We start from the raw sequence: 24,513 nt of genomic DNA, 5'->3' as shown, positions 1-24,513 counted from the left end.
AAGCAAGACGCTAAGGGCATAGAGCACAAAGCATCGTTTTATCATCGCCAAAGCCGGATTATCAGACTAAATTTCTTGAAATTAGCATGTCAATTGTTTCAAAGTGACTGTAATATTTTCATTTCTTGTCCCAAATTCAAAATATTTTATATTTTTGTGCCATCTTTTCAAAAAAAGGTAACACATGAAAGTAAAACGATTCGGCGTATCACTCGATGAACAGATCCTTACGGAGCTGGATCATTTTGTTGACCAGCGCAAATTTCCGAATCGTTCGCAAGCCATTCGCTATCTGATTTCCAATTATCTGATCGAAGAGAAAGTGGATGGTAACAAAACCGTGGCCGGCAGCATCATTCTGGTGTACGACCATCACAAACGCGAACTGCAAAACAAATCAACTTCCATTCAGCACGATTTTCACGACATTATTTTATCTGTGATGCACGTGCATATCGATCATCACAATTGCCTTGAAACTATTGCTGTGATGGGCAAATCAGGAAAGCTGAAGGCCCTCGCCGACCAACTCATCGCCATCAAAGGCGTGAAACACGGAAAACTTGTAATTACAACAACTGAGTAATTTTTTTATGCCTATGGTAACACGTTTTTTAACTTTGGTGTCATTAATAATACTGACGACAAACATCAGTATTGCACAAATGCCTTTTATAACCGACGATGCTGGCACACAAGGCTCATGCAATCATCAGCTGGAATTTTCATACGGTAATGATTTCGACAATACGCACCGCTGTACCAATAACACGGTAGAGCTGGCACCGGTGTACACATTCGGTGTTGTGGAGCGGATTGATGTCGTGATTGGTTATCCGTTTGTTTTCATCAATGAATTCGAGGACTCTTCCATTTCAAGAATTTCCGGATTTTCGGATGTTGGCGTAGAAGTCAAATGGCGTTTTTTGGAACACGACAAATGGGCGCTTGCCATTAAGCCCGGGTTTTCGCTGCCAACCGGCAACAGCGCACTGGGCCTTGGAAACGGCAAATTAGGTTACTCCGGATTTCTGATTTCAACCATGACCTTTGGAAAGCTTGCAATCAACACCAATGCGGGATATATCAGAAACGAAAATCTGCACGGCGATGCCAAGGATATATGGCATGCATCGGCTGGATTTGATTTTGCAGCAACTGAAATACTGCATTTTGCTTTTAACGGCGGTGCCGAAAAAAATCCGGACGTTCAGTCTGACACCCCAAGTGCATTTGGACTAGTTGGGTTATATTACTTTCTCAGCGACGATAACGAGCTGGCATTTGGCTACAAGTGCGGCCTTACAGAAGTTGAATGCGATCACTCATTTATTGTTGGACTCACCCTTAGATTTTAAAAACATGCATATTCCCGACGGATATCTCGGACCCGAAACCTACATTCCGCTCATGGGCGCGTTTGTAGCTGCAGCTGCAGTAGCAGTATTCAAAGTGAAAAAAGAAGTTTCAGCGAAAAACATTCCTTATCTAGGAATGGCGGCTGCATTTTCATTTATCATCATGATGTTCAATCTGCCAATACCCGGAGGAACGACAGGCCATGCCGTAGGAGCGGCAATGATTGCCATTTTGCTCGGCCCCTGGGCCACAGTGATGGCTGTTTCGGTTGCTCTTGTCATTCAGGCACTCATTTTCGGCGATGGCGGTATTACCGCTATTGGAGCCAATTGTTTCAATATGGCTGTTTTTATGCCCTTTGTAGCCTATTGGATTTTCAAACTTGTCCGCATGAAATCTGAAAAATCAGGACGCGTATTTTTCGCCGCTTTTATGGCCGGATATATCAGTCTGGTTCTGACAGCAGTGCTAACTGCGGTTGAATTCGGCATCCAGCCTCTAATTGCAACGACTGCTGACGGAAAGGCACTCTATTGTCCTTATGATTTATCTGTGGCAATTCCGGCCATGGCCATCGAACACCTTGTATTATTCGGCGTTGCAGAAGGACTGGTAACAGCATTTATTGTACGGTATTTTTTCAATCACGACCGTGAAAACATTTATGCCATGCAGAAAGGAGGACGACATGAATAAATTACAAAAACGCATTTTGTTTTTTTTATTAATTCTTATTGTTTTGACACCAATCGGGATTTTTCTGCCCATGGCATTTGATGCAGGTGATGCATGGGGCGAATGGTCGGCCGGAACGGTTGAAGGACTCGTTGGATATGTACCCGAGGGCTTGCAAAAATATTCCGATACCTATCAGGCACCCATGGCCGATTATTCAATGAATGCCGAAGATCCGTCGGTGGGACATCAATCGGGTTACTACATCCTTTCAGGATTGATAGGAGCCGCATTGACACTTGGTGTAACGTGGTTGCTTTCGAAACTTATCATACGAAAATGAGTATACACGTTCCCGCATTTCTGACAGAAGAGAACACAAGCGAAAGCGTGTCCGGAACCGGTCGCAAACAACGTATGCCTTTTCTCGATAAAACGTTGAAAGCTGTTGCAGGCACAGTAAAAACAATGTATATTCATTCGGAAACGGGAGCCCGGGACAAATTGCTGTATCGCATCAATCCACTGGTGAAATTCTTTTCTTTTATATTTTTCATTGTAGCGATAAGTCTTGCACACAGCATTGAGTCACAGCTTATAGCCACCGGACTGATTGCTTCGTTCTATTTAATTTCCGGAATATCATACCGTTTCGTATATAGAAAAATCCTCGTACTGGCCTGTGTCTTCGGGCTGCTGATCTTTCTTCCAGCTCTACTGAATGTGATCACACCCGGGAAAATTGTTCTTCCTTTGCTTCATTTTCAAAGAGAATTTCATTGGTGGATTTACAAAATCCCAGCAAGCATAGGAATCACCGAAGAAGGAGTGTATGTTGTAAGTCGTCTTTTTCTACGCGTTTTCAATTCTATTTCACTGGCAATGCTGTATGTGTACAGCTCTTCGTTTTCGCAAATCACCAAAGGGATGAAAGTGTTTTTTATTCCTGACACCTTTCTGATGATAATGACGCTGGCGTATAAATTCATTTTCATTCTCTCAAAAACCATTGAAGAAACCTATCTCGCGCTCAGATCACGGCTGGCAGGAAATGTGAAATCGGCCAGCATCCGCAGCATCATTTCTGGTCGTGTTTTTTTTATTTTTAGACGTTCACAGCGACAATATGAACAAACATATGCAGCAATGATTTCGCGTGGATACACCTGGGAAGTCAAGCTGCTTCGCCAGAAAAAGTTCCGAATAGCCGATGGAGTTGTTCTGCTGGTTTGTGTTGGCTCCGGACTTGTCATTATCTTTGTCTGATCTTATGGAAAAAATACTTGAACTAAAAAATATTTCCTATTCCTATTTTGGGAAAATACCGGCACTGCAGCAGATCAGCCTTGATGTAATAAAAGGCGAAATGCTTTGCATAATGGGGCAAAATGGCAGCGGAAAGTCCACACTGCTGAGTATCATGAACGGGTTGGTTTTTCCAGATCAGGGGGAGGTTTTGTTTCATGAAAAACAAGTGACCGAAAAATCGCTGAAGGACCAATATTTCAATGCACAGTTTAGACAGAAGACAGCGTTTGTGTTTCAAAACCCGGATGTGCAACTGTTTTGCAGCACTGTTTTCGAAGAACTGCTCTTTGCCCCGCTCCAGCTAAATATTTCGCAGGATGAAGCTGAAACTCGTGCCCTGGAATTACTAAAAACGCTGGAAATCGAAAATCTGAAAGACCGATCGGTTCTCTCACTTTCGGGAGGCGAAAAAAAGAAAGTGGCCATTGCCTCTGTTCTGACCGTAAACCCGGAGCTTATTCTGGTGGACGAACCACTTGCCGGACTCGATCCGAAATCACAAACATATTTCATTGAATTGCTTTTCGAACTAAATCGTGCCGGAAAAACCATTGTGTTTTCAACCCATCACCTCGATCTGGTCGATCATCTGCAGCCACGTGTGGCTGTGCTTTCAGAAGATCACACAATTAAAAAAACCGGAACAGCTTCGCAAATTCTGAACGATGAGGAATTTCTGATTAGTGCAAATCTTATTCACGAACACATACACAAACATGGCGAAGAAGTGCATAAACACTATCATTCGCATTATGTCTTTCATAAACACGGCAAGCACTGAAAAATATTTTCAGAATTTATAACTCGCCATAAGTGGGTTAAAATACATAGTTGTGGCGAGTTATAACTTTTACATAGCAAACAGATCTTTTAATTCAATCTCGCATTGAATTATTCCGGAATGAGCATTCTGAGCCAATCCAGACGATGAAACAAAAGTAAGGAATACGGATTTTTTTGTATTTGTTACACTCCTGAATGTACCAAATTTATTTCTCAGTTCATCCGCATATTTTTTATTAATAACAAAAGGATTTACGGAGAATTTCATCTCACACAAATTAATTACATTATCGTTCCGCTCAATAATAAGGTCTATCTGAGTACCTTTATCAGTGCCAGCAGGGCTGCGCCAGGAATACACATTGCAATATACACCGGCAATTCCGAGAGCGTTTTTCATCTGATCAACATGCATGGTGCAAAGTTGTTCAAAGGCATAACCCGCCCAGGCACGATGCTGCGTGGTGTCCAGCATGCTCTTCCAGTAATTTTTATCCTTGCCTGAGCGTCGCACAAACCTGAAATAAAACAAGGTGTAAAAGTCGGAAAGCTGAAAAATACGGTCACGACTTTTCTTGTTAAAAGCCAGAAATGAACGGATAAAGCCGCAGTTTTCAAGATCATCCAGAATCTTGGTTAACCCTCCTCCACTGCTTTCTTCAATGCTTTCAACAATTTCCTGCCGGGTCAAACCACAGCTCTTTTTGCTTAATGCCTCCACAACCTGCATGTACCGATCGGAGTTTTTAAACAAAGCAGCATACAGGTTTTTGTACTCGTCTTTTAAACGGGCATTGGCGCCAAAAAACAAGTGGTCTAGGTTCTGGTCAACACTCCTCCCTTTTTTCAGCAAACTCCAGTAATACGGAATACCACCAAGCGCCATATAGCACTCAGCCACCTGATGCTGGCTCCAGGTGAATTTCAGTGATTTGACGTATGCGGCGCACTCCTTTAATGTAAACGGCTCCAGCCGCAATTGATGCGTGATGCGATTGTGTAAACCTCCTTTATTGTTCAGTAATTTATCTGTAATCCACGAAGTGGAAGAACCACAAACAATCAATAGAATATCATTTCTGCCCGAGGCCCATGAATTCCAGAAATGCTCCAGCGCGCTCAGGAACTTCGATTTCGGCGTATCGAGCCAGGGCATTTCATCCAGAAAAATCACTTTCTTTTTCTTTCTTGATTTTTCAATCAGCGTGCGCAATTGCTGAAATGCATAAATCCAGTTTTTCGCCAAGGGTAAATCTTTCAAACCTGCCTCACGCAAAGCCAGATTGAAGTTGACCATCTGCTCGCTGAAACCACCATTGGCAAGCCCTGTCAGATAAAATTCCATTCTGTCTCTGAACAGCTCGCGGATAAGAAAAGTCTTTCCCACTCTTCTACGGCCATACACGGCCACAAATTCCGATACTTCGGATTTATAGAAGCTTTCAAGTTCTTCTTTTTCAAAATCTCTGCCGACAATTGCTCTCATAACTGATTATTATAAGCTGCCACAAATATACAAAATTTACAACTTATGGCCAATTATACATTTATAACTCGCCAGAAGTACTATTTTTTACCCACTTATGGCGAGTTATAATCATTTCAGTTTAAAACGAAATCATATTCAAATCAGCTCTGAATCTACTTTTTACGAATTAATTAAAAACTTCAAACCTGTTTGAATAAAATTTTCAATTCTCATTCTGGATTTTGAAGATCAAATAAAAATAGTGAAAATGCTACGACTGTTTCTTTAAAAATTCTTTCAGAAAAGCAAACGCGTCAAGCATATTCTCCACCGCTTTAGGAGTCATTTCTTCGCTAAAATCAAATTCGTATGCGCGCACATGCAACACATATGCTTCGGGAGTTTTGCTGTAAATCTTTTTGCACAGATCAATCACATATGAAGTGGACACCGCATGCATAGTAAATTCGATAGTCGCATCGTTGGGTTCGACTTTTTCAAGACGGAAATTTTCAACGTCCTCCACAATGCTGGCATCAACAAAAACTACGGCATCGTATTCCGAAACCGTTGCTGCATCTTCGATGTTGAGCTGATAATTGCAATCGGTAAAAATATTTTCGATTTTTTCTTCTTCAATCCACTTGTCCATCATTTCCACAAAGCGTTCGCCGATGCCATCGTCCATGCGGCCTGCATTGCCGTATCCGTATATGAGTGTTTTTTTCATTGTGTGCTGTTTGCTGCAAAGGTAAGAACAATATTTATTTTCATCTATTCTGGATCGGTAATAATCTGTTGAAAAACTCACAAAAAAAGTCCGTCGGAAACCGGCGGACTTTTTTATAGAATAGGTGAGAATTACGATTTGTAATGATCCAAAACATCTCCTTTTGAGTCAACAAGTTTGATATCGAGCGGCATCTGGCCAAGCGCATGGGTAGCGCAGCTCAGACACGGGTCATAAGCGCGGATAGCCATTTCAACCTGGTTCTTCATCGGCTCGGTGATTTCCTTCTGGCCGGTCATCATTCTTCTGGCAACAAAATTCACCGACTGATTCATCGGCTCATTGTTGTTGGTTGTAGATACGATGAGGTTGGCCATGGTAATCTGGTCGTTCTCGTTGATTCTGTAATGATGGAATAAAGTTCCGCGTGGAGCTTCGATCACACCAACGCCTTCGCTCAGCTTGGTTCCTTTGGTCACCAGATTATCATTCTTCAAGATGTCTGGATCATTGAGCAGATCCTTGATCACTTCAGCAGAATGCAACAATTCTATCAAACGAGCCCAATGCATGTGCATGCAATAATTGTCGGGTTTTCCGTTTGTCTGTGATTTGTAGAATTCGAATTCCTTCTGTGCCATCGGTGTCGGAATGAAATCGCAGGTGTTCAGACGAGCAAGTGGTCCTACGCGATACCAGCCTTTTTCCTTACCCAAATGTTTCAGGTATGGGAACTTCATATAGCTCCATGAGCGAACTTCTTCCTCAATGTATTTGTTGTATTCCTGATAGTCAACATCGTCCAGAATTCTGTTACCTTCAGCATCAACAGCACGGAGAACACCGTGATAGAGATCGAGGGCTCCGTCTTTGCGGACAAGACTCAAGTGATTTGAGGGGAAATACGCAAAGCCATCAATCATGGCTTTATTTTTCATGTAATAATCCTTGAAGAACTGCAGTGCACCATCGGCCCATGCAATCATCTTTTCGATGTTCATAATGTCTGATCCATTCATCAGAAATGCTTTTTCATCAGCACTCAGACATTTGTTGATACCACCAGGGATAGCGCCGGTACCGTGAACTTTCTTTCCAGCTGTGCGCTCGATTATTTCCTGACCGTATTTACGCATCATCACACCCTGAACAGCGAGATCCGGGAAATTGAGAGCTACACCGATTACGTTGCGGATTGCAGGATCTGCATCGTATCCGAGCAGAAAATCAGGTGATGAGAGGTGGAAAAAATGCAGTGCATGTGACTGAAACATCTGTCCGTAATGCATCAGACGACGCATTTTTTCTCCGGTTGCAGTCAGTCCGAGTCCGGTTCCTGCGCCAACAATCACGTCCAATGCTTTTGCAGCAGCGAGGTGGTGACTTACAGGGCAAATACCGCACAGGCGCTGAACAAGAACAGGAGCTTCCCAGTAAGGGCGGCCCTGAACGAAACGTTCAAATCCGCGGAATTCAACAATATGAAGACGCGACTGGGTTACGTTCATATTATCATCGAGTTGAATGGTCACTTTTCCGTGGCCTTCAACGCGGGTTACAGGTTCTATTGTTACTTTTTGTGCCATTGTCTTTTTCTTTTTTGATTAATCAAATTTCACCACTTCGTACGGGAGATTCATCGGGTTTCCGGTCACAAGTGCTGCTACGGCTTCCCAGATAAGGTCGGCGCGTGGTGCGCATCCCGGCAGATAATAATCGATCTTCACGATTTCGTGGCAAGGATATACTTTGTCAAGAATCATTGGAAGCTCTTCATCATTGGGCATGATCTTCTCGGTGTTCAGACCTACTGTTGGTCCACCCAGATACGCTTCATCCAGACATTCTTTAACAGGGATTCCGTTGCGCATGGCAGGCAGTCCGCCCATGATAGCACATTCGCCCAGTGAAATCAGAATTTTGCAATTTTTGCGGAATTCTTTCAGAACATGAACGTTTTCGCTGTTGCAGCAGCCACCTTCAATGATACCGATATCACACTGTTTGGTGAAAGTCTTGATATCATCAATGGGGGACTTGTTGAATTCAACGAGTTCAATGAGTTTCAGAATTCTGTCATCTATATCGAGTAATGACATATGACATCCGAAGCATCCGGCTAAGGAAGTTGTTGCTACAATTGGTTTACTCATTTTAAGTCCTCCTTATTTGGTGATTTTTTCAATATCAGATCCAATGACATTCATGTCATACTTGCGTTTGCCAATCGGATCGATGAATCCAACTTCTTTTTTCAGAATACAGCCAACTGGGCAGATATCCATGGCTTTCTGTGCCATTTCGTCGGTCATATTAGCGGCTAATTTAAGGTCGATTGAGATTTCAAGGTGCTGGCCTCTGCCTTTGAATGCAAAGATGCTCTTGCCATCATTATCTTTTATTACGCGAACACATCTTTTGCAGAATATGCAGCGATTGCGCTCCAAATAAATTTTGGGGGCTCTGGCTTCAATGTCTCTGCGCTCAAATGCGTAAGGAAAACGAGGTACCATCATCTGATACTTGTATCCCAATGCCTGAAGATCGCAGTTACCGCTCTTTTCGCATGCAGGACAGAAATGGTTTCCTTCAACAAAAAGCATTTCAACAATTGCTTTGCGAATATCGGTGAGTTCGGCCGAATTGTTTTCAACAGCCATACCTTCTTCAACTGGGGTGGTGCAGGCAGCCATGTTACGACCATTCACCTTTACGGTGCATATACGGCAGGAACCGGCAGCTACAACGTCTCTCATGTGACAAAGCACAGGAACGTAAACACCGTTGTCAGCAGCTGCATCTACAAGATACTGGCCTTTCTGGCTGGTGCATTCCTTGCCGTCAATCGTGAATTTTACTGTTTCACTCATATTATTATTTCTTTTTTGTTTTTACTGATTGAATTATTCGTGAACAACAGGTTTGCGGCCAACCACTGCACATGATTCAGCAACTGATTTGCTCATGTCGAACATACTTGCAAACTCAACATCTTTCACTTTTGCATCATACAGATGTCTGAAGTTTTTGATGGTGGTTACAATCGGATTTGCTGATGTCTGACCCAAACCGCAACGGGTGGTCTTGCGAATGATTTCGCTCCATGCTGCCATGTCTTCAACATCGTTTTTGATTGCATTGCCTTCAACCACTTTCTTGATTGAGTTGCGAAGAATCATATTGAACGAACGACAGGTAACACAGGAACCACACGATTCGTCAGCAAAGAATTCCATGAAATTCAGTACGACGTCTTTCAACAGGTCGCGGTTTTTGCCGATCACAATCATAGAACCTCCGGTTGCCAGATCTTCGAGCGCAATTTTGCGTCCGAACTGTTCCGGATTGAGGCATACGCCTGAAGGACCAGCCACCTGAACTGCCTGAACATCAGTAGCACCAACCATTGTAAGCATTTCCTGAATGGTCATGCCCCACTCGATTTCGTACACGCCCGGGTTCTTGCAGTCACCGGAAATGCTGAGAACTTTCACACCAGCTGATTCATCGGTGCCAAGGCCTTTGTGCCATGCGCCACCTTTATCAAGAATTCTTGAAACAGCACAGAAAGTTTCAACGTTATTTACGATTGACGGTCTGTTTTTATAGCCTTTTTGAGCCGGGAAAGGAGGACGGTTGCGGGGTTCGCCGCGTTTTCCTTCAGCCGATTCAATCAGCGCTGATTCTTCACCGCACACATAAGCGCCGGCTCCAAACTGAACCCTGATATCAAAATCAAAACCTTTTCCAAGGATATTTTTACCAAGAAGATTTTTTTCACGCATTGTTTTAAGCGTGTCTTCCAGAATTGCATTCAGATATTTATACTCACGACGAACATAAAGAATACCTTCTTTAGCACCAATGGCGAATCCACCGATGGCCATGCCTTCGAAAACCATGGCAGCGCGCTCGGTGAGCAGTACGCGGTCTTTGAATGTACCGGGTTCCCCCTCATCAGCATTGCAAAGCACATATTTGTCACCGCTTTCTTTTGCGCAGAACATCCATTTCATTCCGGTCGGGAAACCAGCACCACCGCGTCCGCGGAGACCTGATGACTGAACTTCTCCGATAACAGCTTGCGAAGTTGTGCTGAGAGCTTTATTCAGACCAGCTCCTGACTCATAAGCTTCGAGAACAACAGGTCCAACTTTTTTGATATTGTTATTGACCATGGTGTGAACCAGCGGATGGGCATTGTTGCCGTCACCAAATGCTGTAACCATTTCTTTAACACTTTTTCCGGCCTTCATGTCGGCAACAATTGCTTTCACTTTGTCGCGTGTAAGCGAAGTGAACACAACGTCGTTGATGATGGCTGCAGGTTCCTGATCACTCATTCCGATACAGGCAGTAAAGTGAATACTGGCCATGTTGTCGGCTGTGCGCTGACCCATTTTAATTCCGAGCTGTTTTTCAAACTCGTCTACAATTTCTCCCATACCCATCATGCACGCAACAACGGCGTTGTTGAGGTAGATGGCGTATTTGCCTACCGGCTCCTTAGTAAAGAAGTGATAGAATGAACGGGTCTGTACCACATCAACTTCAGAAATCTGAAGCTTTTCGGCAATAACAGACACCGCCTCGCATGAAACACAGCCAAACTCGGACTGCACTTCAGAAAGGATATCCATCAACCGTGCGGCATCGTTACCAAACGACTCAATAATACTGGTGATTTTTTCTTTCATATGTTTTGAATTAGGACTTTTTTCTAGTGTAAGGACTGCCAAAATTAGCAAACAATGGGTACATGATATAATGTAAATCCCGTTTTCTTCAGGAATTCAGGTAATTTATAGACATTCTAAATTAACTATCAAATATTACTGATTTTTATCAATTAAAAACCTAATATTTCATGTTTTCATGGCTTTTTGGAACATTTTAATACATCAACTTAGAATTATTAAATTTGTACAACCTTCAAATATTTCAAATGAAAATTTACCTCGACAATTCTGCCACTTCATGGCCAAAACCGGCAACAGTAATTTCTGCGATGACCGCATATCTTACCGAATATGGTGGCAGTCCAGGCCGTTCTGGGCATCAGTTTGCAGCCAAAGCTGCTCAGGAAGTATTTGAAACTCGCGAACTGATTGCCAGTTTGTTCAATTGCCCCGCTGCCGAACGGGTTATGTTTTCTGCAAACGCAACGCATACTTTGAATTTCGCCATCAAAGGGATTCTAAACCCCGGCGATCATGTGATCATCAGTCATATGGAACATAATGCTGTTTTGCGCACGGTGACCTTTCTTCAAGACGAGGGAATCATTTCGTTCGATATTGCCAGTTGCAATGAACGTGGTTTTCTTGATATTGAACACCTTACGTCGCTGATTCGCAGCAATACACGAATGGTCATTTGTATTCACGGATCCAATGTTTCCGGAACTATACAGAATATTGCTCAAGTCGGAAAAATCTGTCACGAAAAAAACATTCTGTTTCTTGTCGATGCAGCGCAGTCGGCTGGCTTTGTCCCAATTGACATGGTTGAAGACCATATCGATCTGCTTGCTTTCACTGGGCACAAAAAACTTTATGGTCCTACCGGTATCGGTGGTCTGTGTATTCGGGATGAAATTTCGGTCCGGACACATATACATGGAGGAACAGGGAGTAACTCAGAGTTAGCCGGGCATCCTTTGTTTTACCCCGATCGACTTGAAGCAGGCACCCTGAATGCAGTAGGCATTATTGGCCTGAAAGCGGGAATCCAGCACGTGCTGGAGAAAGGAATAAACAATATTCGCAAATCGCTTTCGGAATTAACCCGCTATTTTATAAGCGAATGCAGCAATTTTGAAAAAATTTCCATCTACGGACCTTCCGCCAACGAGGACAGGCTCCCGCTCGTTTCGGTGAATGTCAAAAATATAACTCCAGCAGACCTTGCAGCTACCCTTGATAAAAACTATGGAATTATGGTTCGCCCGGGGCTGCACTGCTCTCCCCTGGCCCATCAAACCATCGGCACCTTTCCGCAGGGCACATTGAGATTTAGCTTCGGATGTTTTACCACAGAAGAAGAAGTAAAGTATTCACTCGAAGCGTTAAAAAAAATTATTCGACTTCACTAATAGGGGCAGGATTTTTGTTAATTCCGGAAGCTCAAAAAAACCACCATCATGAAAAGCATTTTGTCCCTGCTGATGTTTGCCTGCATTCTTGTCAGTGCCTCAGCTCAGAAGATTTTTTTCGTTGATTCGCGCTACGATGCGGACATAAAAGTGTATGTGACTGATTCGCGTTACGATGCCGATCTGCTTGTTTATAAATGTGATAGCCGCTATGATGCTACAGATAACAAGGGACTCTGGTATTTTGTTGACAGTCGGTATGATGCGGATAAAAAGATTTTCTTTGTTGATAGCCGCTACGATGCAGATTTGCTGATTTACTTTGTGGAAAGCCGCTACGACGCGCAATGGCGAAACACAGCCAAACAGCATTTACTTTATTGAAACATCGAGAAGTAAACCTTACCGTAGTTTCTTACCTCAACAAAATGTGGATGGGCACCGAAATTCAAATGACTATCGTGTTCCACAACCAGCATCCCGTCTTCGTTTAGAATGTTTTTGCTAAAAACCAGTTCCGGAATATCCTGAATACCAGGTGTTCCGTATGGCGGATCAGCAAAAATGATATCAGCCTTAATAGCAGTGAGAGCCAGAAATTTATAGGCGTCGCTGCGGATGGCTTTGATGTTTTTGAGGTTGAGTTTTTTTGCAATTGATTGAACGAAATCAACCATCACCGCATCTTTTTCAACAGAAAAAACCATTTCTGCTCCGCGAGAAACGAATTCATACGATAATGAACCCGTTCCTGAAAACAAATCGATAACAGTAATGCCTTCAAGGGCCACTCGGTGTTGAAGGATATTGAAAAGCCCTTCCTTGGCCATATCGGTTGTAGGTCTCACACTCGATCTTTCAGGAGGTGAGAATGTTCTGCCTTTAAGTGAGCCGCTGATTATACGCATTATTGAAAAAGTGGGAACAACATAGATGAAAGTCTGCGGGAATCGGCATCGCCATTATTCTCTACAGCGTCGTAACGAATAGCCGGAAAATACGCTGTCAATGCTTCTGCTAACGGTGATGAGGGGCTTATTTCTCCGCAAAGCCACAATTCGATATCTGCCGGATTTATTTTACAAGCTTTAATAGCCCCAAGCGAATAATACAGGAAATTGCTCTTATCGCTGTAGTTGAACGAATTAATCAGCTGCAATTTGCCATTAACAAAAACTGCAATTACAAAAGAAGAAGGGAAAATGAGCATATGTGCAGAATTTTCCGATGCGGAAACATCAATTTTATTGAACCACGCTGCGGTCAGGTCGGCCAACGGTTGTTTTGGCTGCAATTGCTGCAGCACCTGAAATGATTCAGAATTGAAAGCGGATAATAATGTTGCTCCGGTATTTGAAAGGTTTGACTTTATAAGCTCATAGGAATCAGGAATAACATTGACCATTTCATACAATTGCCGGTCGTTTTGAATGGCTAGAAATTCATTGGGTACAGCGACAAAAGACTCTGGCACCAGAAGTAACTGATCCAACTCAGACATTTTGAATGTTGGTTTTCGGTCAGTTATAGCCATTAACGCACTGGCAGTAATGCCATTACGAAAGCTTCCAAGCAGTGCATAGAGAATCTCCGATCCATGATGAATTAAAAAATAAAAGCCTTCGGAATGAATTCCGAGGACTTTTATTGATTCATCGGGTAATACGGCGCCTTCAGGCAAAAAACAGTATTCCGAATGTATATTCATTATTCCCAGTTTCCGTCAGTAGAAGGTTCCGTCAAAGATCCAAAACGCAACCCATCCTCAGGATCAACATTGTTTTTCTCAAGATCGAGTCCCTTCAAATAATATTTATTCGGGGCGAATACTTCAATTACGTTAACCATCACATTGCCCTTGTTGACTATTGCCACCTTCATCTCAAAATTGTCGTAAGGGGCGTTCTCGAAATTGGAAAACGGGATATGCGAAAGATTTTCAAGTTTGAAATCCGGTCTTTTTCCAAAGAGGGAATCGTTAATACTCACATACCCAACAGTATCGCGGATAGGATCTGTAAATGTAGAATCACCGGGGCGAGCGGTAAGTTTAACGAGTGGGATTTCTCCTTCTTTTACAAAGGTGATTAGGCTGTCAAAAGTTGAACAATATTTACCATTCATAGACATATACATTGTCTGCATGGTTCTTATATCTTTCATTTTCTGAATAACGATGTCCTTACGGGTATTCATTTCATTATTAAATTTCACCGGAGACATAATTCCGGAATAAATAAAATAAATCAAAGCAAGAATGCCTAAGCCCAATAAGATCTGAATGATCAGTTTCAGTTTCATAAAACTTTCTTTTTAATGTTTCGGTGCAAAATTAAAACTTTTTCAATGCAATAAGGAATACTATTTAAAAAAATTATGCAGTTACGGCTTTCAATCAGTAGAAGTGATATGCAGTTAAGTTAACGGTGCCCGCTAATTACAAAGAACATAGAGATCGTCGCGGGGATTTATACAAAGCACCGGAACCGAAAATTTATTACGGATCGCTATCAAATCGTCCGAACCTCCAAAAAAATCGAAAATGTCGGGTCGGAGTGTTGTCAGAATAATGAATGCGCCGGCATGAATACTGTTACTAAAAGCTAAAGCAGCATTTGCAGCCTGATGCACATTAGCGTCGACCGAAACCATTTTAAAATCCACCTCTGCTGCATTATAGAGCTTGTCCATTGCCTGCAAATTAGATCTGATGCCAGTTTTAAAAAACTGATCCGACGCTTTTGGCATTACTACATGAATCTTGCTTTTGCAAATCCTACCGAAATACGATGCCCACAGGATTTTTTCTTTCTCAGTCTTCTGATAACCCATGCAATAGACTATATCTTTGAGCGATTTATTGTGAATTCCCTCTGGAACCATTAAAAATGGAGTACGTGATTTACGCATAACACGTAAAGTTTTTCCCAGCGAAAAGCCCAGCGACGAGTTGTTGCTGTTATGACCAATGATAATTAATATTGATTCTGTCTTGTGCGCAAGCGCAAACATCAATTCATCGGCTTTCCCGGTTGGAATAAAACACTCGGTGTGAATTTCATGATTGGATATTATGTTGTTTGCAATCTCGGCCAGCCGCAACTTAATAGATTCGTCCGGGTTGCAATGAAACAATACCAGGCCTGTCTTAAATGCTTTGCTGAGGGCAATGCCCTCTTGCAGAGCAAAGTCGCTCAGTACATCAAAATAATATGGAATCAGGATATTCCAGTTTTTACGTTTTTCTTCAGGGCTGGTGGTCATCGCACAATTGTAAAATTCATAACCTGGCAGGAATTTCCGCTCACAAACCGTATCGAATAATATCCGGCAGGCAAAAACGAAACATCCAGACTTCCTTCGTTTTCAAATCCATTGCCGGAAAAACACAACTTCCCTGTCATGTCACTTATAGAAACAGAATATTGGGAGTTCTCATCACCAACAAAGTAATTAAGTCTGTCCGCAACTGGATTGGGATACAAAAACACCTTGTCATTATTGTCTGTATTCAGGTTCAGAATTGGGTCAAGAATCTCACTTTGGCGCGCAAATAACCTTCTTCAATTTCGCTCATATTGCTGCCTGCAATAATGGCATAGGTAATTTCCAGCGTATCGAAGGGAGCAATTGAATGCGGGCCGGAGCTAACAGCGGCTGCAATGTCGTTTCCGTCAATATCAGTGCCTGCAAACAAACGATTTGATTTCATCATAGTGTATTTTTCAGACTCGGAAAAACCATCGGTCAGCGCAATGCTGCTGTTGAATCCATCCAAATCGGCTGCATAATGTTTGGCCGGATAGGGCGATAGTAAAGCTGTTGCTGCATATACTACTGAATCTGTAGTTGTCGCAACAATCAGATCCAGTGCAGGATCGAACCAGCATCTGTTTTCGGCGGAATTTACAATATCCCAATCGGCAAAAAGACCAGCGTAAAAATCATCCAGCGCGGTTATGGAATCATTGATGATCTGGTATTTAACAAGAATGAAGTTTTCATCTTCCGGTGTGTTCCAGGCGTATGACCACTGTTTAACAGTTATATGCATCTGCGAAGCAGAGTCTGCGCCCCGATCGGTATATTGTGAATAAAGGCATTGATCGCCTAATGGTGCAGGATTGAGCTCCCATACGTAATTATCAGCAACAAAGTCACTGTCGACCGGATACACAATGCTATATAGATTATCAGACATATGAAACATATCGGTGCCACACATCAGCCCAAAACCGGAAACAAGGTTGCTTCCTCCATTGTATCTGAATCCTTCGCCCTGCGACATATTCACCAGATTGTTATAAGCGAAATTCCCATTGCTTGTCACTGTAAGTGTCAGCAGATTAGTGTCAAGTGTATTGTAATCTTTGTTTACATTGGTGCTTATATAATCGGCCGAATGCCAGGTACTGTCATAAAAATGAACAAGAAATTTTATGGTAGTGCTGGGTGGAACGTTTAACAACTTGACTCTGAATGGATTCGAATAATTACTTGCATTCTGAAGGGTGTTCAAAACCCCGATATTCCAAATGGAATCAATAAGCATTACTTCAGGCGTTAGGCATTCGAGACGTGCATAAAGCATTGAGGACGAAGTATCAAGGAAATTTAAGGCCATTGCATTAACGTAAAGTGTGTCGCCTGGATCGAAATCCATGTCAGCACTGTCAGAAAAAGCCCATTGAACAAGTCTTACTGCAGGAGTCAGCGAATCGGTAAGTGCACGAAACATATTGAGCCGGCCCATACCCAACAATCCGGAATAAAGCAAATTGTTGCTTAGCGTATCAATGATATCAGCAGAATTTCGAATAATTTCTCCAACCTGAAGCATATTATACTGGGGGTACCATGAAGAAATGAGTGCTGCGGCACCGGCCACAATAGGCGATGCCATAGAAGTGCCGCCAGATGTCACGAATGAGGCACCACCCCATGTAGAATAAATGCCAATGCCAGGAGCACTGACATCAACTTTGTATCCGTAGCTACTGGTCGAAGACTTAAAGTCGTTAACATCAGTCCCGGCAACGCTGATAACATTGTCGTAAGAAGCCGGATAATAAAAATTCATGTTATTCGCATTTCCGCAAGCTGCAACCACCAGTGCATTGCAATTATTCGAAGCATAATTGATAATATCCTGACCATAGAGTGTTCCCGAATATGTGCTACCCCAGGAACAATTGATTACATTAGCTCCATGATCGGCTGCGTAAATTATACCCTCATAGGTGGCCATAAGATTTCCATAAGAATTGTCCACCTTTACAGGCAAAAGCTTACTTTTGAATCCAACTCCAGCCATTCCAAAGCCGTTATCAACGGTAGCACCCGCGAGACCTGACACATGGATTCCGTGACCAGTAGGACCAAATTGAGGATTGTTGTCCCATGATCCCATATCCCAACCTTTGAAATTATCTAAATAGCCGTCATTGTCATTGTCAATGCCATCAATCGGATCATCATAATTGTACTTCACTGCACCAACAAGGTCAGGATGATTGAATTCAATGCCTGTATCGGTTATAGCAACCACTCTGTTGGTGTCGCTTTTGCAAATATCCCATGCCTGATATGCACGAATACTGGTCAAATAATATTGACTACCTATATTCGGGTCATTAGGTGTATATAACAGATTATCAATATAATGTGGATAAACGTATTCAAAAATCCCGGAACTGATCAGGCGATTGATTATATACTCGATTGATGTTTCAGGTTTAAAGCAAATCTCATAAATACCGGACAGGTCGACCAATGGCATACCCCATTCGTTCTCTTTTTTCGATGGGACTTTGCTGTGAGGGAATTTCTGAAAATAACTTTCGGCTTTTAAAAAAGCAAGTTCTGATAAAAACATTTCATTCTGCGAACGATCCGATACCTCGGGCCGGAATTTCACAATTACCCTTCCGGGCATATAATCACTGGTGCTGCAATCCGATGGCAAAAAAAACAGGTCTGGCTCCTGGGCCGATAAGTGACCGGGATAAATCACTGCTATAAGTAGAAAAGCAAGTATAAAATTACGCATAAAGCATACTTTTAAAACAAAGATACTGTTTTTTGACAACTGAAAATAGAATAGGTTGAAGCCAAATTAAAGTATTTATTCTTTTTGCCTATTTTTGTAGATTATTGCTGTTATGGAAAAGTTTAATGATATCAGACCCTATCGCAACGAAGAATTTCATCAGGCCTTTGATCTGCTCATAAAGGAAGACGAGTTTCTTTCAGTCCTGAAATATTTTTTTCATGAAAACTATGCGTTATATCTTGAAAATTTAAAGCGGGTAAAAACAATTGATGAATTTCAGGTATTGCTGATCAAACCAATTCTGCAGGGAATAATAGATTCATCCATCACCAGGTTAAGTTTCACCGGAACTGAAAACCTGATTGCAGGAAACCCATGCCTCTTTATTTCAAATCACCGCGATATTGTTATGGATCCGTCGCTGATTGATATGGGACTGCACTTTAATGATGTTCCAACGGTTGAGATTGCCATTGGAGATAATCTGCTGGTAAAACCATGGATTGAGATGTTCGTGAAACTAAACAAATCATTTGTTGTCAGGCGCTCCTTGTCTGGCCGCGATCTGCTAAAAAGCTCCATGCTCCTTTCCGAATATATTCGTAACAGTATTCTGGTGAGAAATTGTTTTTTGTGGATTGCTCAGCGCGAAGGCAGAGCAAAAGACGGGAATGACCGCACGCAGGAAAGTCTTTTGAGAATGCTTGGCCTCTCCGGAGAAAATAAAGATCTCAGAAATTCACTGCTGCCACTAAATATTTCTCCGGTTTCTATTTCGTACGAATTTGATCCCTGCGACGGTCTGAAAGCCATGGAATTATGGATGAAAGCTTCTGGTAAAACTTATGTCAAAACTCCGCAGGACGACCTAAAAAATATGATAACCGGCATTAGTGGCAAAAAGGGCAATGTCAATATTCATTTCTCTCCATCCATAAATGACCGCTTGAACGAATGCACGGAAACAGATTCGAGAAAACAATGCGGAACGATTGCTTCAATTATTGACGAAGGAATTTTTTCACATTATATGCTTTATGATAGTCATAAAGTGGCTTACAATATGTTGACGGAAACACGGACATTCGAGATTGCCGACCATAAGACGGCCGAAATAAAAGACTATTTTGTTCAACAGCTGAAATCTGTCGGACTTAGTGAAAATGAACTTTCTTTTATTGTGACTCAATATGCAAATCCAGCTGTGAACTATCTTGAAACAATAAGAAAATAGACCTGATATGAGAGTGACTCCTGGAATAAAATTTCTGGTACTTTCCATTATAATTGCTGCAGCCGCATTCAGGCTCTTCAATCTTTTTCATATTCCATATACTTATGACGAGCTGAGCGCTCTGCTAAGGACGCGTTTCGATTCATTCGGTGATCTTATTCAGTACGGAGTCAGCATTGATGGTCACCCTGCAGGAATTCAGGTCTTGCTTTTTTACTACACGAAAATCGTCGGATTCAACGAGGGATGGATTAAACTTCCGTTTATTCTTGCAGGAATTGCGTCAGTATATTTAACCTGGAAGATTGGCCGCGAATGGTTCTCCCTCAATGTGGGACTTTTGTCTGCAGCCACTATTGCTTTCATGCAATACACGATTGTATATAGTCAGATCGCACGTCCATACGGTAGTGGTTTGTTTTTCACCCTGCTTATGCTGCTTGGGTGGTCGCGGATTGTTCTTACGCACATCGGTAACTACCGCAGCAATTTTCTTCTTTTTATTGTTGGTGGAATTCTGTGTGAATACAATCACCATTTTACATTCTTAATGGTTTGCCTCGCAGGTATGACAGGGCTGTTTCTCGTTAAAGGGAAAGAGCTTAAAAGGTACATAATCGCATGCGCCATCATTGCTCTTGCTTACATTCCTCACATCTCAATTACGCTTAATCAGCTCCAAATGGGTGGTGTAGAGCAATGGTTGAATAAACCCACACTGGGATTCTTTGTTGATTATGGAAAATATATATTCAATTTCTCGTATGTCACAGCTGTAGCTTTTGCTCTAATCATTGTTTATGGGGTCATTATCAGTGTTGTCAGAAAAAAAATTCGTTTTCGCAAAGTTCACCTTGTTGCGCTTATTTTCGGGACGATACCAGCAATTGCAGGATATATTTATTCAGTGAAAGTTGCTGCTTTGCTGCAATATTCCGTTTTGCTTTTTTCTTTTCCAATGTTGATATTTCTCGCTTTCAGTTTCTACGAAAAAATCAGCACGCGTCAAACCATCGGAATTACAATTGTTTGGTCACTGATTCTTATTCATTCGCTGATTTGGACGAGAGATCATTATAAATATTTTTATCAATCCCCCTACGAAGAAACTGCCAAAGAAATAAAAGCATTCACGCAAACCCATCCAGTTGACTCAACACTTGTGTTAACCTCATTCAGAAGCGAAGTTGCCGATATCTACAAAAACAGATACGGAATTAATCCAAAGCTGCAATACGCTTTTCCTGAATCGCAGCAAAACATCATGGAACTGCGTAATTGGCTGGCAGACACCAGTTACAACTATTTGATTATTGCAAAATCATCTGAGACGCAACCATGGCTTTATGCACTCGCTCATGAATATTTTCCAGTTTCTCTTCAGGAATCCAACTACAACCAAGGCTCATGCATTGTAATGATGCGCGGAGAGCCACATTACAGAAATTATTTATGGGGCAGCAAATGCGATTTCAGCAAATCTTCATCCATCAGATGGCTGTTTGATTCTGCAAGTGTAATTGAAGACACACTAAATTCAAGACGTATAATTAAAATTGACAGCACTGATGAATACAGCGTCACCTGGACAAAACATACTTATGGATTTATCAGGTCACAGGCCAATATTATAGATGCTACTGCATGGATTTATCTTCCCGACAGCATAGCCGGAGAAGCATTGTGGGTGGCATCACTCGAAACGGATACCGGCACAATTTCATGGAACGCAACACCGATAAGCACAGAAACACTTCCGGTCGGACAATGGGCGCCAATTTCGGTAAGTATATTTTTGCCTGATCTAAAAAATATTCCATTTGATTCTAAAGTCAAAATTTATATCTGCAACAAAAACAGATCGGAATTTTATGTGCGTCAGGCATTTGCCGGAATTCGGGCTGGTAATCCAGCAATATACTGGATTACATACGGTCTATTTGAGTGATTTGCCGAAGCAATTTCTTAAATCAGATAAAAATATGCTGATAATTTGCTTTCTCGTATCTATTTAATGTAACTTTGCAGACTTAAATTATTTGTACTATGATTGAGATTCTTGATCACATTGTCAACCCAGACATTCGTAAAAAAGCTGTTAAAAGATTCAAGGAAAAAGGCATCACATTGCCAACATTTGCACAAATGCGCAATCCGGACCTGATTCCGGCCGATGTAACTGAAAAGCTAAAAACCATCGGGCTGTGGGATCTGAACCCACTGAACCTTTTTCGTATCACCTGGAAAAACGAGCCAGTAAAGACCGGGGGCGGTTTTGGAAAAGTAAATTATATTGAAATCCCAAAAGAAATCACTGGCGTCAAAGCCCGTATTTTTCTGATGGTTGGTAAATATTTCCCAACAGGCGCACACAAAGTTGGAGCTGCCTATGGCTGCCTTGCTCCCCGCATTATCAGTGGTCAGTTCGACCCCGAATATCACAAAGCAGTTTGGCCCAGCACCGGTAATTATTGCCGTGGCGGCGCTTTCGATTCATATCTCATGGGCGTCACTGCTGTGGCCATTCTGCCGCAGGAAATGAGCAAGGAGCGCTTCGAATGGCTGCATGAAATTGGCGCCGAAGTTTATGCAACACCGGGATGTGAATCCAACGTAAAAGAAATCTACGACAAATGCTGGGACATTCGCCGCAATAAACCCGATCACGTTATTCTGAATCAGTTTGACGAATTTGGAAATCCGGTTTGGCATTACAACGTGACAGGTCCTGCCATTGAAGAGATTTTCAGCTATATAAAAAATGACAAATCACGGCTTGCTGCCTATATCTCAAACACCGGGAGTGCCGGTACCATTGCTGCAGGCGATTATCTGAGAACTGTTTTTCCTCATATCAAAGTGGCCGCTTCCGAAGCACTACAATGCCCCACCCTGCTCAACAACGGCTTTGGCGGACACCGCATCGAAGGCATCGGCGACAAACATGTGCCTTGGGTTCATAATGTGAAAAACACCGATGTTGTTACAGCCATCGACGACGAAGACTGCATGCGCGGTATTCGCTTGTTCAACGATCCCGCCGGTAAAAAATTCCTGGCTTCGGTCGGTATTGATGCAGACACCATCAACAAACTGGATTACCTTGGTATATCTGGTGTTGCCAATTTAATTTCGGCCATCAAGACGGCAAAATATTTTGAAATGGACGAGAACGATGTAATCATCACCATCGCAACTGACAGCATGGAAATGTATGGTTCACGTCTCGAAGAACTGAATGCCGAAAATGGCGCTTACAGCGAAATGCAGGCTGCACGCGATTTCGAAAAAGCATTCATGGGCGCATCGGTCGATTATATGAAAGAGCTCACCTATACTGACCGCAAAGCCATTCACAACCTGAAATATTTCACCTGGGTTGAACAACAGGAAAAACCCATCGATGAAATCAATCAGTTGTGGTATGATCAGGATTTGTGGCCAAAACTGTTTGCTCAGGCCGAAAAATGGGATGAAATGATTGAGGAATTCAATCAGGACGTTAAAAAGGCTTAGCCTTATGCAACGCAAATATTATTTCAAATGCACCGATTGCGGCGCAGAGTTTCATGATGCCGATTTCATGTATCTCTGCCCGTTCTGTGCTGCAAAGAATCAACCCGGACAACCACCCAGAGGGGTGTTGAAAACGTTGTATGATTTTGAGGAATTGAAAAATCGATTTCAAAAAGATCATTCGTTTTTTACTTCGCAGCAGTGGTTGCCTTTATTGCCGATTGAAAAAGCAGAATCGCTCGGACATCTTGCAGTCGGAAATACGCCTTTGATTCCGGTGAATGAACTCAACGGCAAGAAACTTCCGTTCAATCTTGCACTGAAAGATGATTCTCGTAATCCGACATTCTCATTCAAGGATCGGGCATCGGTGCTGGTTTCGGCGTATGCAAAGGAACATGGCATTGACACAATTATCGCTGCATCGACCGGAAATGCCGGCTCTTCATTGGCCGGAATCTGTGCTTCGCAAAAACAAAAAGCAATCATTTGTGTTCCTGCTGCGGCTCCCAAAGCTAAGTTGACACAGATACTGATGTACGGAGCACAGATTGTACCCGTGGCGGGAACCTACGATGACGCCTTCGATCTCAGCGTAGCACTCACTGAAAAAACGGGAATATTCAACCGCAATACGGCTTATAATCCTTTCACAATCGAAGGAAAGAAGACGGTTTCATTTGAATTGTTCATTCAATATGGAAATAAAGTTCCGGATAAAGTTTTTGTTCCGGTTGGCGATGGTGTAATCATTTCCGGCGTTTACAAAGGGTTTGAAGATCTTCTGGAACTCGGACTCATCGATCACATGCCAGTTATCGTAGCTGTGCAAGCTGAAGGGAGCAACAATATTGTGAACAATCTGCATGCTGAAAAGTTTGTTTCACAACCATCCAACACAATTGCAGACTCGATTTCCGTGGACATTCCACGCAATTTCAGAATGGCCAGAAAATTCCTCAAAGAATACAATGGTGAAACTGTCGAAGTGAGTGATTCGAAAATTCTGGATGCATCTAAATCATTGAGCTCCAACACGGGCGTTTTCGCAGAACCCGCAGCAGCAACGGCTTTTGCAGGTCTGCTTAAACAAATCAATGAAGGTAAAATTTCTGCTGCTGAAAATGTTTGTGTCTTACTTACCGGCAGCGGATTGAAAGACGTAAATGCCGTGCAGTCTGTAATCAATATTCCTGATGCTGTGAATCCTGAAAAATTCCTTGAAGATTTCAATTATAAAAGTTGAGCTTTTCGGAAGAGTAGACACCGCTGTTCGCGCTTCGACTCCGCTCAG

At 42.4% G+C, this 24,513-nt stretch carries 21 protein-coding genes and 1 pseudogene; 11 read left to right on the top strand and 11 right to left on the bottom strand.

Annotated elements, in window-relative coordinates:
* Nucleotides 1-184: 184 nt before the first annotated feature.
* The 5 genes and pseudogenes from A2W93_03040 (at nt 185) to A2W93_03020 (ending at nt 4,123) form a co-directional block, all read left to right on the top strand.
* Nucleotides 185-586, top strand: a complete 402-nt coding sequence (locus tag A2W93_03040; GenBank protein ID OFY53639.1) for a nickel-responsive regulator — start codon at nt 185-187, stop codon at nt 584-586.
* Between the two features lie 79 nt (nt 587-665).
* Nucleotides 666-1,358 carry a hypothetical protein gene (locus tag A2W93_03035; protein OFY53638.1) on the top strand — a complete coding sequence of 231 codons (693 nt, stop codon included), beginning with the start codon at nt 666-668 and terminating at the stop codon, nt 1,356-1,358.
* Between the two features lie 4 nt (nt 1,359-1,362).
* Nucleotides 1,363-2,377: pseudogene (locus tag A2W93_03030) on the top strand (hypothetical protein).
* Entirely contained in the window at nt 2,374-3,300 is a 927-nt protein-coding gene (locus tag A2W93_03025) for a hypothetical protein (protein OFY53637.1), read from the top strand. The pseudogene A2W93_03030 and the gene A2W93_03025 overlap by 4 nt, the downstream one beginning before the upstream one ends.
* 4 nt (nt 3,301-3,304) lie before the next feature.
* A complete protein-coding gene (locus tag A2W93_03020) occupies nt 3,305-4,123 on the top strand; it encodes a nickel ABC transporter ATP-binding protein (GenBank protein OFY53636.1) in 819 nt (272 codons plus the stop codon).
* Nucleotides 4,124-4,192: 69 nt separating this feature from the next.
* Here the strand turns inward: A2W93_03020 and A2W93_03015 are convergent, their stop codons facing one another.
* The 6 genes from A2W93_03015 to A2W93_02990 form a co-directional block, all read right to left on the bottom strand.
* Nucleotides 4,193-5,611 carry an ATPase gene (locus tag A2W93_03015; GenBank protein OFY53635.1) on the bottom strand — a complete coding sequence of 473 codons (1,419 nt, stop codon included), beginning with the start codon at nt 5,609-5,611 and terminating at the stop codon, nt 4,193-4,195.
* 253 nt (nt 5,612-5,864) lie between these two features.
* A complete protein-coding gene (locus tag A2W93_03010; protein OFY53634.1) occupies nt 5,865-6,323 on the bottom strand; it encodes a hypothetical protein in 459 nt (152 codons plus the stop codon).
* A gap of 131 nt (nt 6,324-6,454) precedes the next feature.
* Nucleotides 6,455-7,909: an NADP oxidoreductase gene (locus tag A2W93_03005; GenBank protein ID OFY53633.1), complete on the bottom strand. Its 1,455-nt coding sequence runs from the start codon at nt 7,907-7,909 to the stop codon at nt 6,455-6,457.
* Between the two features lie 18 nt (nt 7,910-7,927).
* Nucleotides 7,928-8,476, bottom strand: coding sequence for an NADP oxidoreductase (locus tag A2W93_03000; protein ID OFY53632.1), 549 nt, complete (start codon nt 8,474-8,476; stop codon nt 7,928-7,930).
* A 12-nt stretch (nt 8,477-8,488) separates the two neighbouring features.
* A complete protein-coding gene (locus A2W93_02995) occupies nt 8,489-9,193 on the bottom strand; it encodes an NADP oxidoreductase (GenBank protein ID OFY53631.1) in 705 nt (234 codons plus the stop codon).
* Nucleotides 9,194-9,226: 33 nt separating this feature from the next.
* Nucleotides 9,227-11,020, bottom strand: a complete 1,794-nt coding sequence (locus A2W93_02990; GenBank protein OFY53735.1) for a hypothetical protein — start codon at nt 11,018-11,020, stop codon at nt 9,227-9,229.
* 248 nt (nt 11,021-11,268) lie between these two features.
* Between A2W93_02990 and A2W93_02985 the strand changes: the two genes are divergently transcribed.
* Together A2W93_02985 and A2W93_02980 are read left to right on the top strand one after the other, a co-directional pair.
* Nucleotides 11,269-12,417 carry a hypothetical protein gene (locus tag A2W93_02985; GenBank protein ID OFY53630.1) on the top strand — a complete coding sequence of 383 codons (1,149 nt, stop codon included), beginning with the start codon at nt 11,269-11,271 and terminating at the stop codon, nt 12,415-12,417.
* Nucleotides 12,418-12,465: 48 nt separating this feature from the next.
* Nucleotides 12,466-12,801, top strand: coding sequence for a hypothetical protein (locus A2W93_02980; GenBank protein OFY53629.1), 336 nt, complete (start codon nt 12,466-12,468; stop codon nt 12,799-12,801).
* Here the strand turns inward: A2W93_02980 and A2W93_02975 are convergent.
* The 5 genes from A2W93_02975 to A2W93_02955 all read right to left on the bottom strand — a co-directional run bounded on the left by A2W93_02975 (nt 12,795) and on the right by A2W93_02955 (nt 18,466).
* Nucleotides 12,795-13,325, bottom strand: coding sequence for a 16S rRNA (guanine(966)-N(2))-methyltransferase RsmD (locus A2W93_02975; protein ID OFY53628.1), 531 nt, complete (start codon nt 13,323-13,325; stop codon nt 12,795-12,797). The two genes, A2W93_02980 and A2W93_02975, sit on opposite strands and share 7 nt — an antisense overlap.
* Entirely contained in the window at nt 13,325-14,125 is an 801-nt protein-coding gene (locus tag A2W93_02970; GenBank protein OFY53627.1) for a hypothetical protein, read from the bottom strand. Before A2W93_02970 ends, A2W93_02975 begins: the two co-directional genes overlap by 1 nt.
* Nucleotides 14,125-14,718 carry a hypothetical protein gene (locus A2W93_02965; protein OFY53626.1) on the bottom strand — a complete coding sequence of 198 codons (594 nt, stop codon included), beginning with the start codon at nt 14,716-14,718 and terminating at the stop codon, nt 14,125-14,127. The genes A2W93_02970 and A2W93_02965 overlap by 1 nt, the downstream gene beginning before the upstream one ends.
* A gap of 132 nt (nt 14,719-14,850) precedes the next feature.
* Nucleotides 14,851-15,681, bottom strand: a complete 831-nt coding sequence (locus tag A2W93_02960; GenBank protein OFY53625.1) for a hypothetical protein — start codon at nt 15,679-15,681, stop codon at nt 14,851-14,853.
* A 253-nt stretch (nt 15,682-15,934) separates the two neighbouring features.
* On the bottom strand, nt 15,935-18,466 hold the full coding sequence (locus A2W93_02955) for a hypothetical protein (GenBank protein ID OFY53624.1): 2,532 nt from the start codon (nt 18,464-18,466) through the stop codon (nt 15,935-15,937).
* Nucleotides 18,467-18,578: 112 nt separating this feature from the next.
* On the opposite strand from A2W93_02955, the gene A2W93_02950 reads away from it, so the two are divergent.
* The 4 genes from A2W93_02950 (at nt 18,579) to A2W93_02935 (ending at nt 24,465) form a co-directional block, all read left to right on the top strand.
* Nucleotides 18,579-19,703 carry a hypothetical protein gene (locus A2W93_02950; protein OFY53623.1) on the top strand — a complete coding sequence of 375 codons (1,125 nt, stop codon included), beginning with the start codon at nt 18,579-18,581 and terminating at the stop codon, nt 19,701-19,703.
* Nucleotides 19,704-19,710: 7 nt separating this feature from the next.
* Nucleotides 19,711-21,651: a hypothetical protein gene (locus A2W93_02945; protein OFY53622.1), complete on the top strand. Its 1,941-nt coding sequence runs from the start codon at nt 19,711-19,713 to the stop codon at nt 21,649-21,651.
* A gap of 107 nt (nt 21,652-21,758) precedes the next feature.
* The gene (locus tag A2W93_02940) at nt 21,759-23,219 is read left to right on the top strand and encodes a pyridoxal-5-phosphate-dependent protein subunit beta (GenBank protein ID OFY53734.1); all 1,461 of its coding nucleotides are present in this window, start codon (nt 21,759-21,761) and stop codon (nt 23,217-23,219) included.
* 4 nt (nt 23,220-23,223) lie between these two features.
* Nucleotides 23,224-24,465 (top strand): threonine synthase, encoded by a 1,242-nt coding sequence (locus tag A2W93_02935; GenBank protein ID OFY53621.1) that lies wholly within the window; start codon nt 23,224-23,226, stop codon nt 24,463-24,465.
* The last annotated feature ends 48 nt before the right edge of the window (nt 24,466-24,513 follow it).

The organism is Bacteroidetes bacterium GWF2_43_63 (assembly GCA_001769275.1).
Lineage (GTDB): Bacteria > Bacteroidota > Bacteroidia > Bacteroidales > DTU049 > GWF2-43-63.
Note: the sequence above shows the minus strand (reverse complement) of the source record. Positions and strands in the feature narration are given on the sequence as shown.

Coding starts and splice junctions, on each gene's coding strand:
- A2W93_03035 (OFY53638.1), top strand. CDS start 666: ATGCCTTTTATAACCGACGATGCTGGCACACAAGGCTCATGCAATCAT.
- A2W93_02945 (OFY53622.1), top strand. CDS start 19,711: ATGAGAGTGACTCCTGGAATAAAATTTCTGGTACTTTCCATTATAATT.
- A2W93_03020 (OFY53636.1), top strand. CDS start 3,305: ATGGAAAAAATACTTGAACTAAAAAATATTTCCTATTCCTATTTTGGG.
- A2W93_02965 (OFY53626.1), bottom strand. CDS start 14,718: ATGAAACTGAAACTGATCATTCAGATCTTATTGGGCTTAGGCATTCTT.
- A2W93_02990 (OFY53735.1), bottom strand. CDS start 11,020: ATGAAAGAAAAAATCACCAGTATTATTGAGTCGTTTGGTAACGATGCC.
- A2W93_02950 (OFY53623.1), top strand. CDS start 18,579: ATGGAAAAGTTTAATGATATCAGACCCTATCGCAACGAAGAATTTCAT.
- A2W93_02960 (OFY53625.1), bottom strand. CDS start 15,681: ATGACCACCAGCCCTGAAGAAAAACGTAAAAACTGGAATATCCTGATT.
- A2W93_02975 (OFY53628.1), bottom strand. CDS start 13,325: ATGCGTATAATCAGCGGCTCACTTAAAGGCAGAACATTCTCACCTCCT.
- A2W93_02980 (OFY53629.1), top strand. CDS start 12,466: ATGAAAAGCATTTTGTCCCTGCTGATGTTTGCCTGCATTCTTGTCAGT.
- A2W93_03015 (OFY53635.1), bottom strand. CDS start 5,611: ATGAGAGCAATTGTCGGCAGAGATTTTGAAAAAGAAGAACTTGAAAGC.
- A2W93_03005 (OFY53633.1), bottom strand. CDS start 7,909: ATGGCACAAAAAGTAACAATAGAACCTGTAACCCGCGTTGAAGGCCAC.
- A2W93_02985 (OFY53630.1), top strand. CDS start 11,269: ATGAAAATTTACCTCGACAATTCTGCCACTTCATGGCCAAAACCGGCA.
- A2W93_03010 (OFY53634.1), bottom strand. CDS start 6,323: ATGAAAAAAACACTCATATACGGATACGGCAATGCAGGCCGCATGGAC.
- A2W93_02935 (OFY53621.1), top strand. CDS start 23,224: ATGCAACGCAAATATTATTTCAAATGCACCGATTGCGGCGCAGAGTTT.
- A2W93_02955 (OFY53624.1), bottom strand. CDS start 18,466: ATGCGTAATTTTATACTTGCTTTTCTACTTATAGCAGTGATTTATCCC.
- A2W93_02995 (OFY53631.1), bottom strand. CDS start 9,193: ATGAGTGAAACAGTAAAATTCACGATTGACGGCAAGGAATGCACCAGC.
- A2W93_02970 (OFY53627.1), bottom strand. CDS start 14,125: ATGAATATACATTCGGAATACTGTTTTTTGCCTGAAGGCGCCGTATTA.
- A2W93_03000 (OFY53632.1), bottom strand. CDS start 8,476: ATGAGTAAACCAATTGTAGCAACAACTTCCTTAGCCGGATGCTTCGGA.
- A2W93_03040 (OFY53639.1), top strand. CDS start 185: ATGAAAGTAAAACGATTCGGCGTATCACTCGATGAACAGATCCTTACG.
- A2W93_03025 (OFY53637.1), top strand. CDS start 2,374: ATGAGTATACACGTTCCCGCATTTCTGACAGAAGAGAACACAAGCGAA.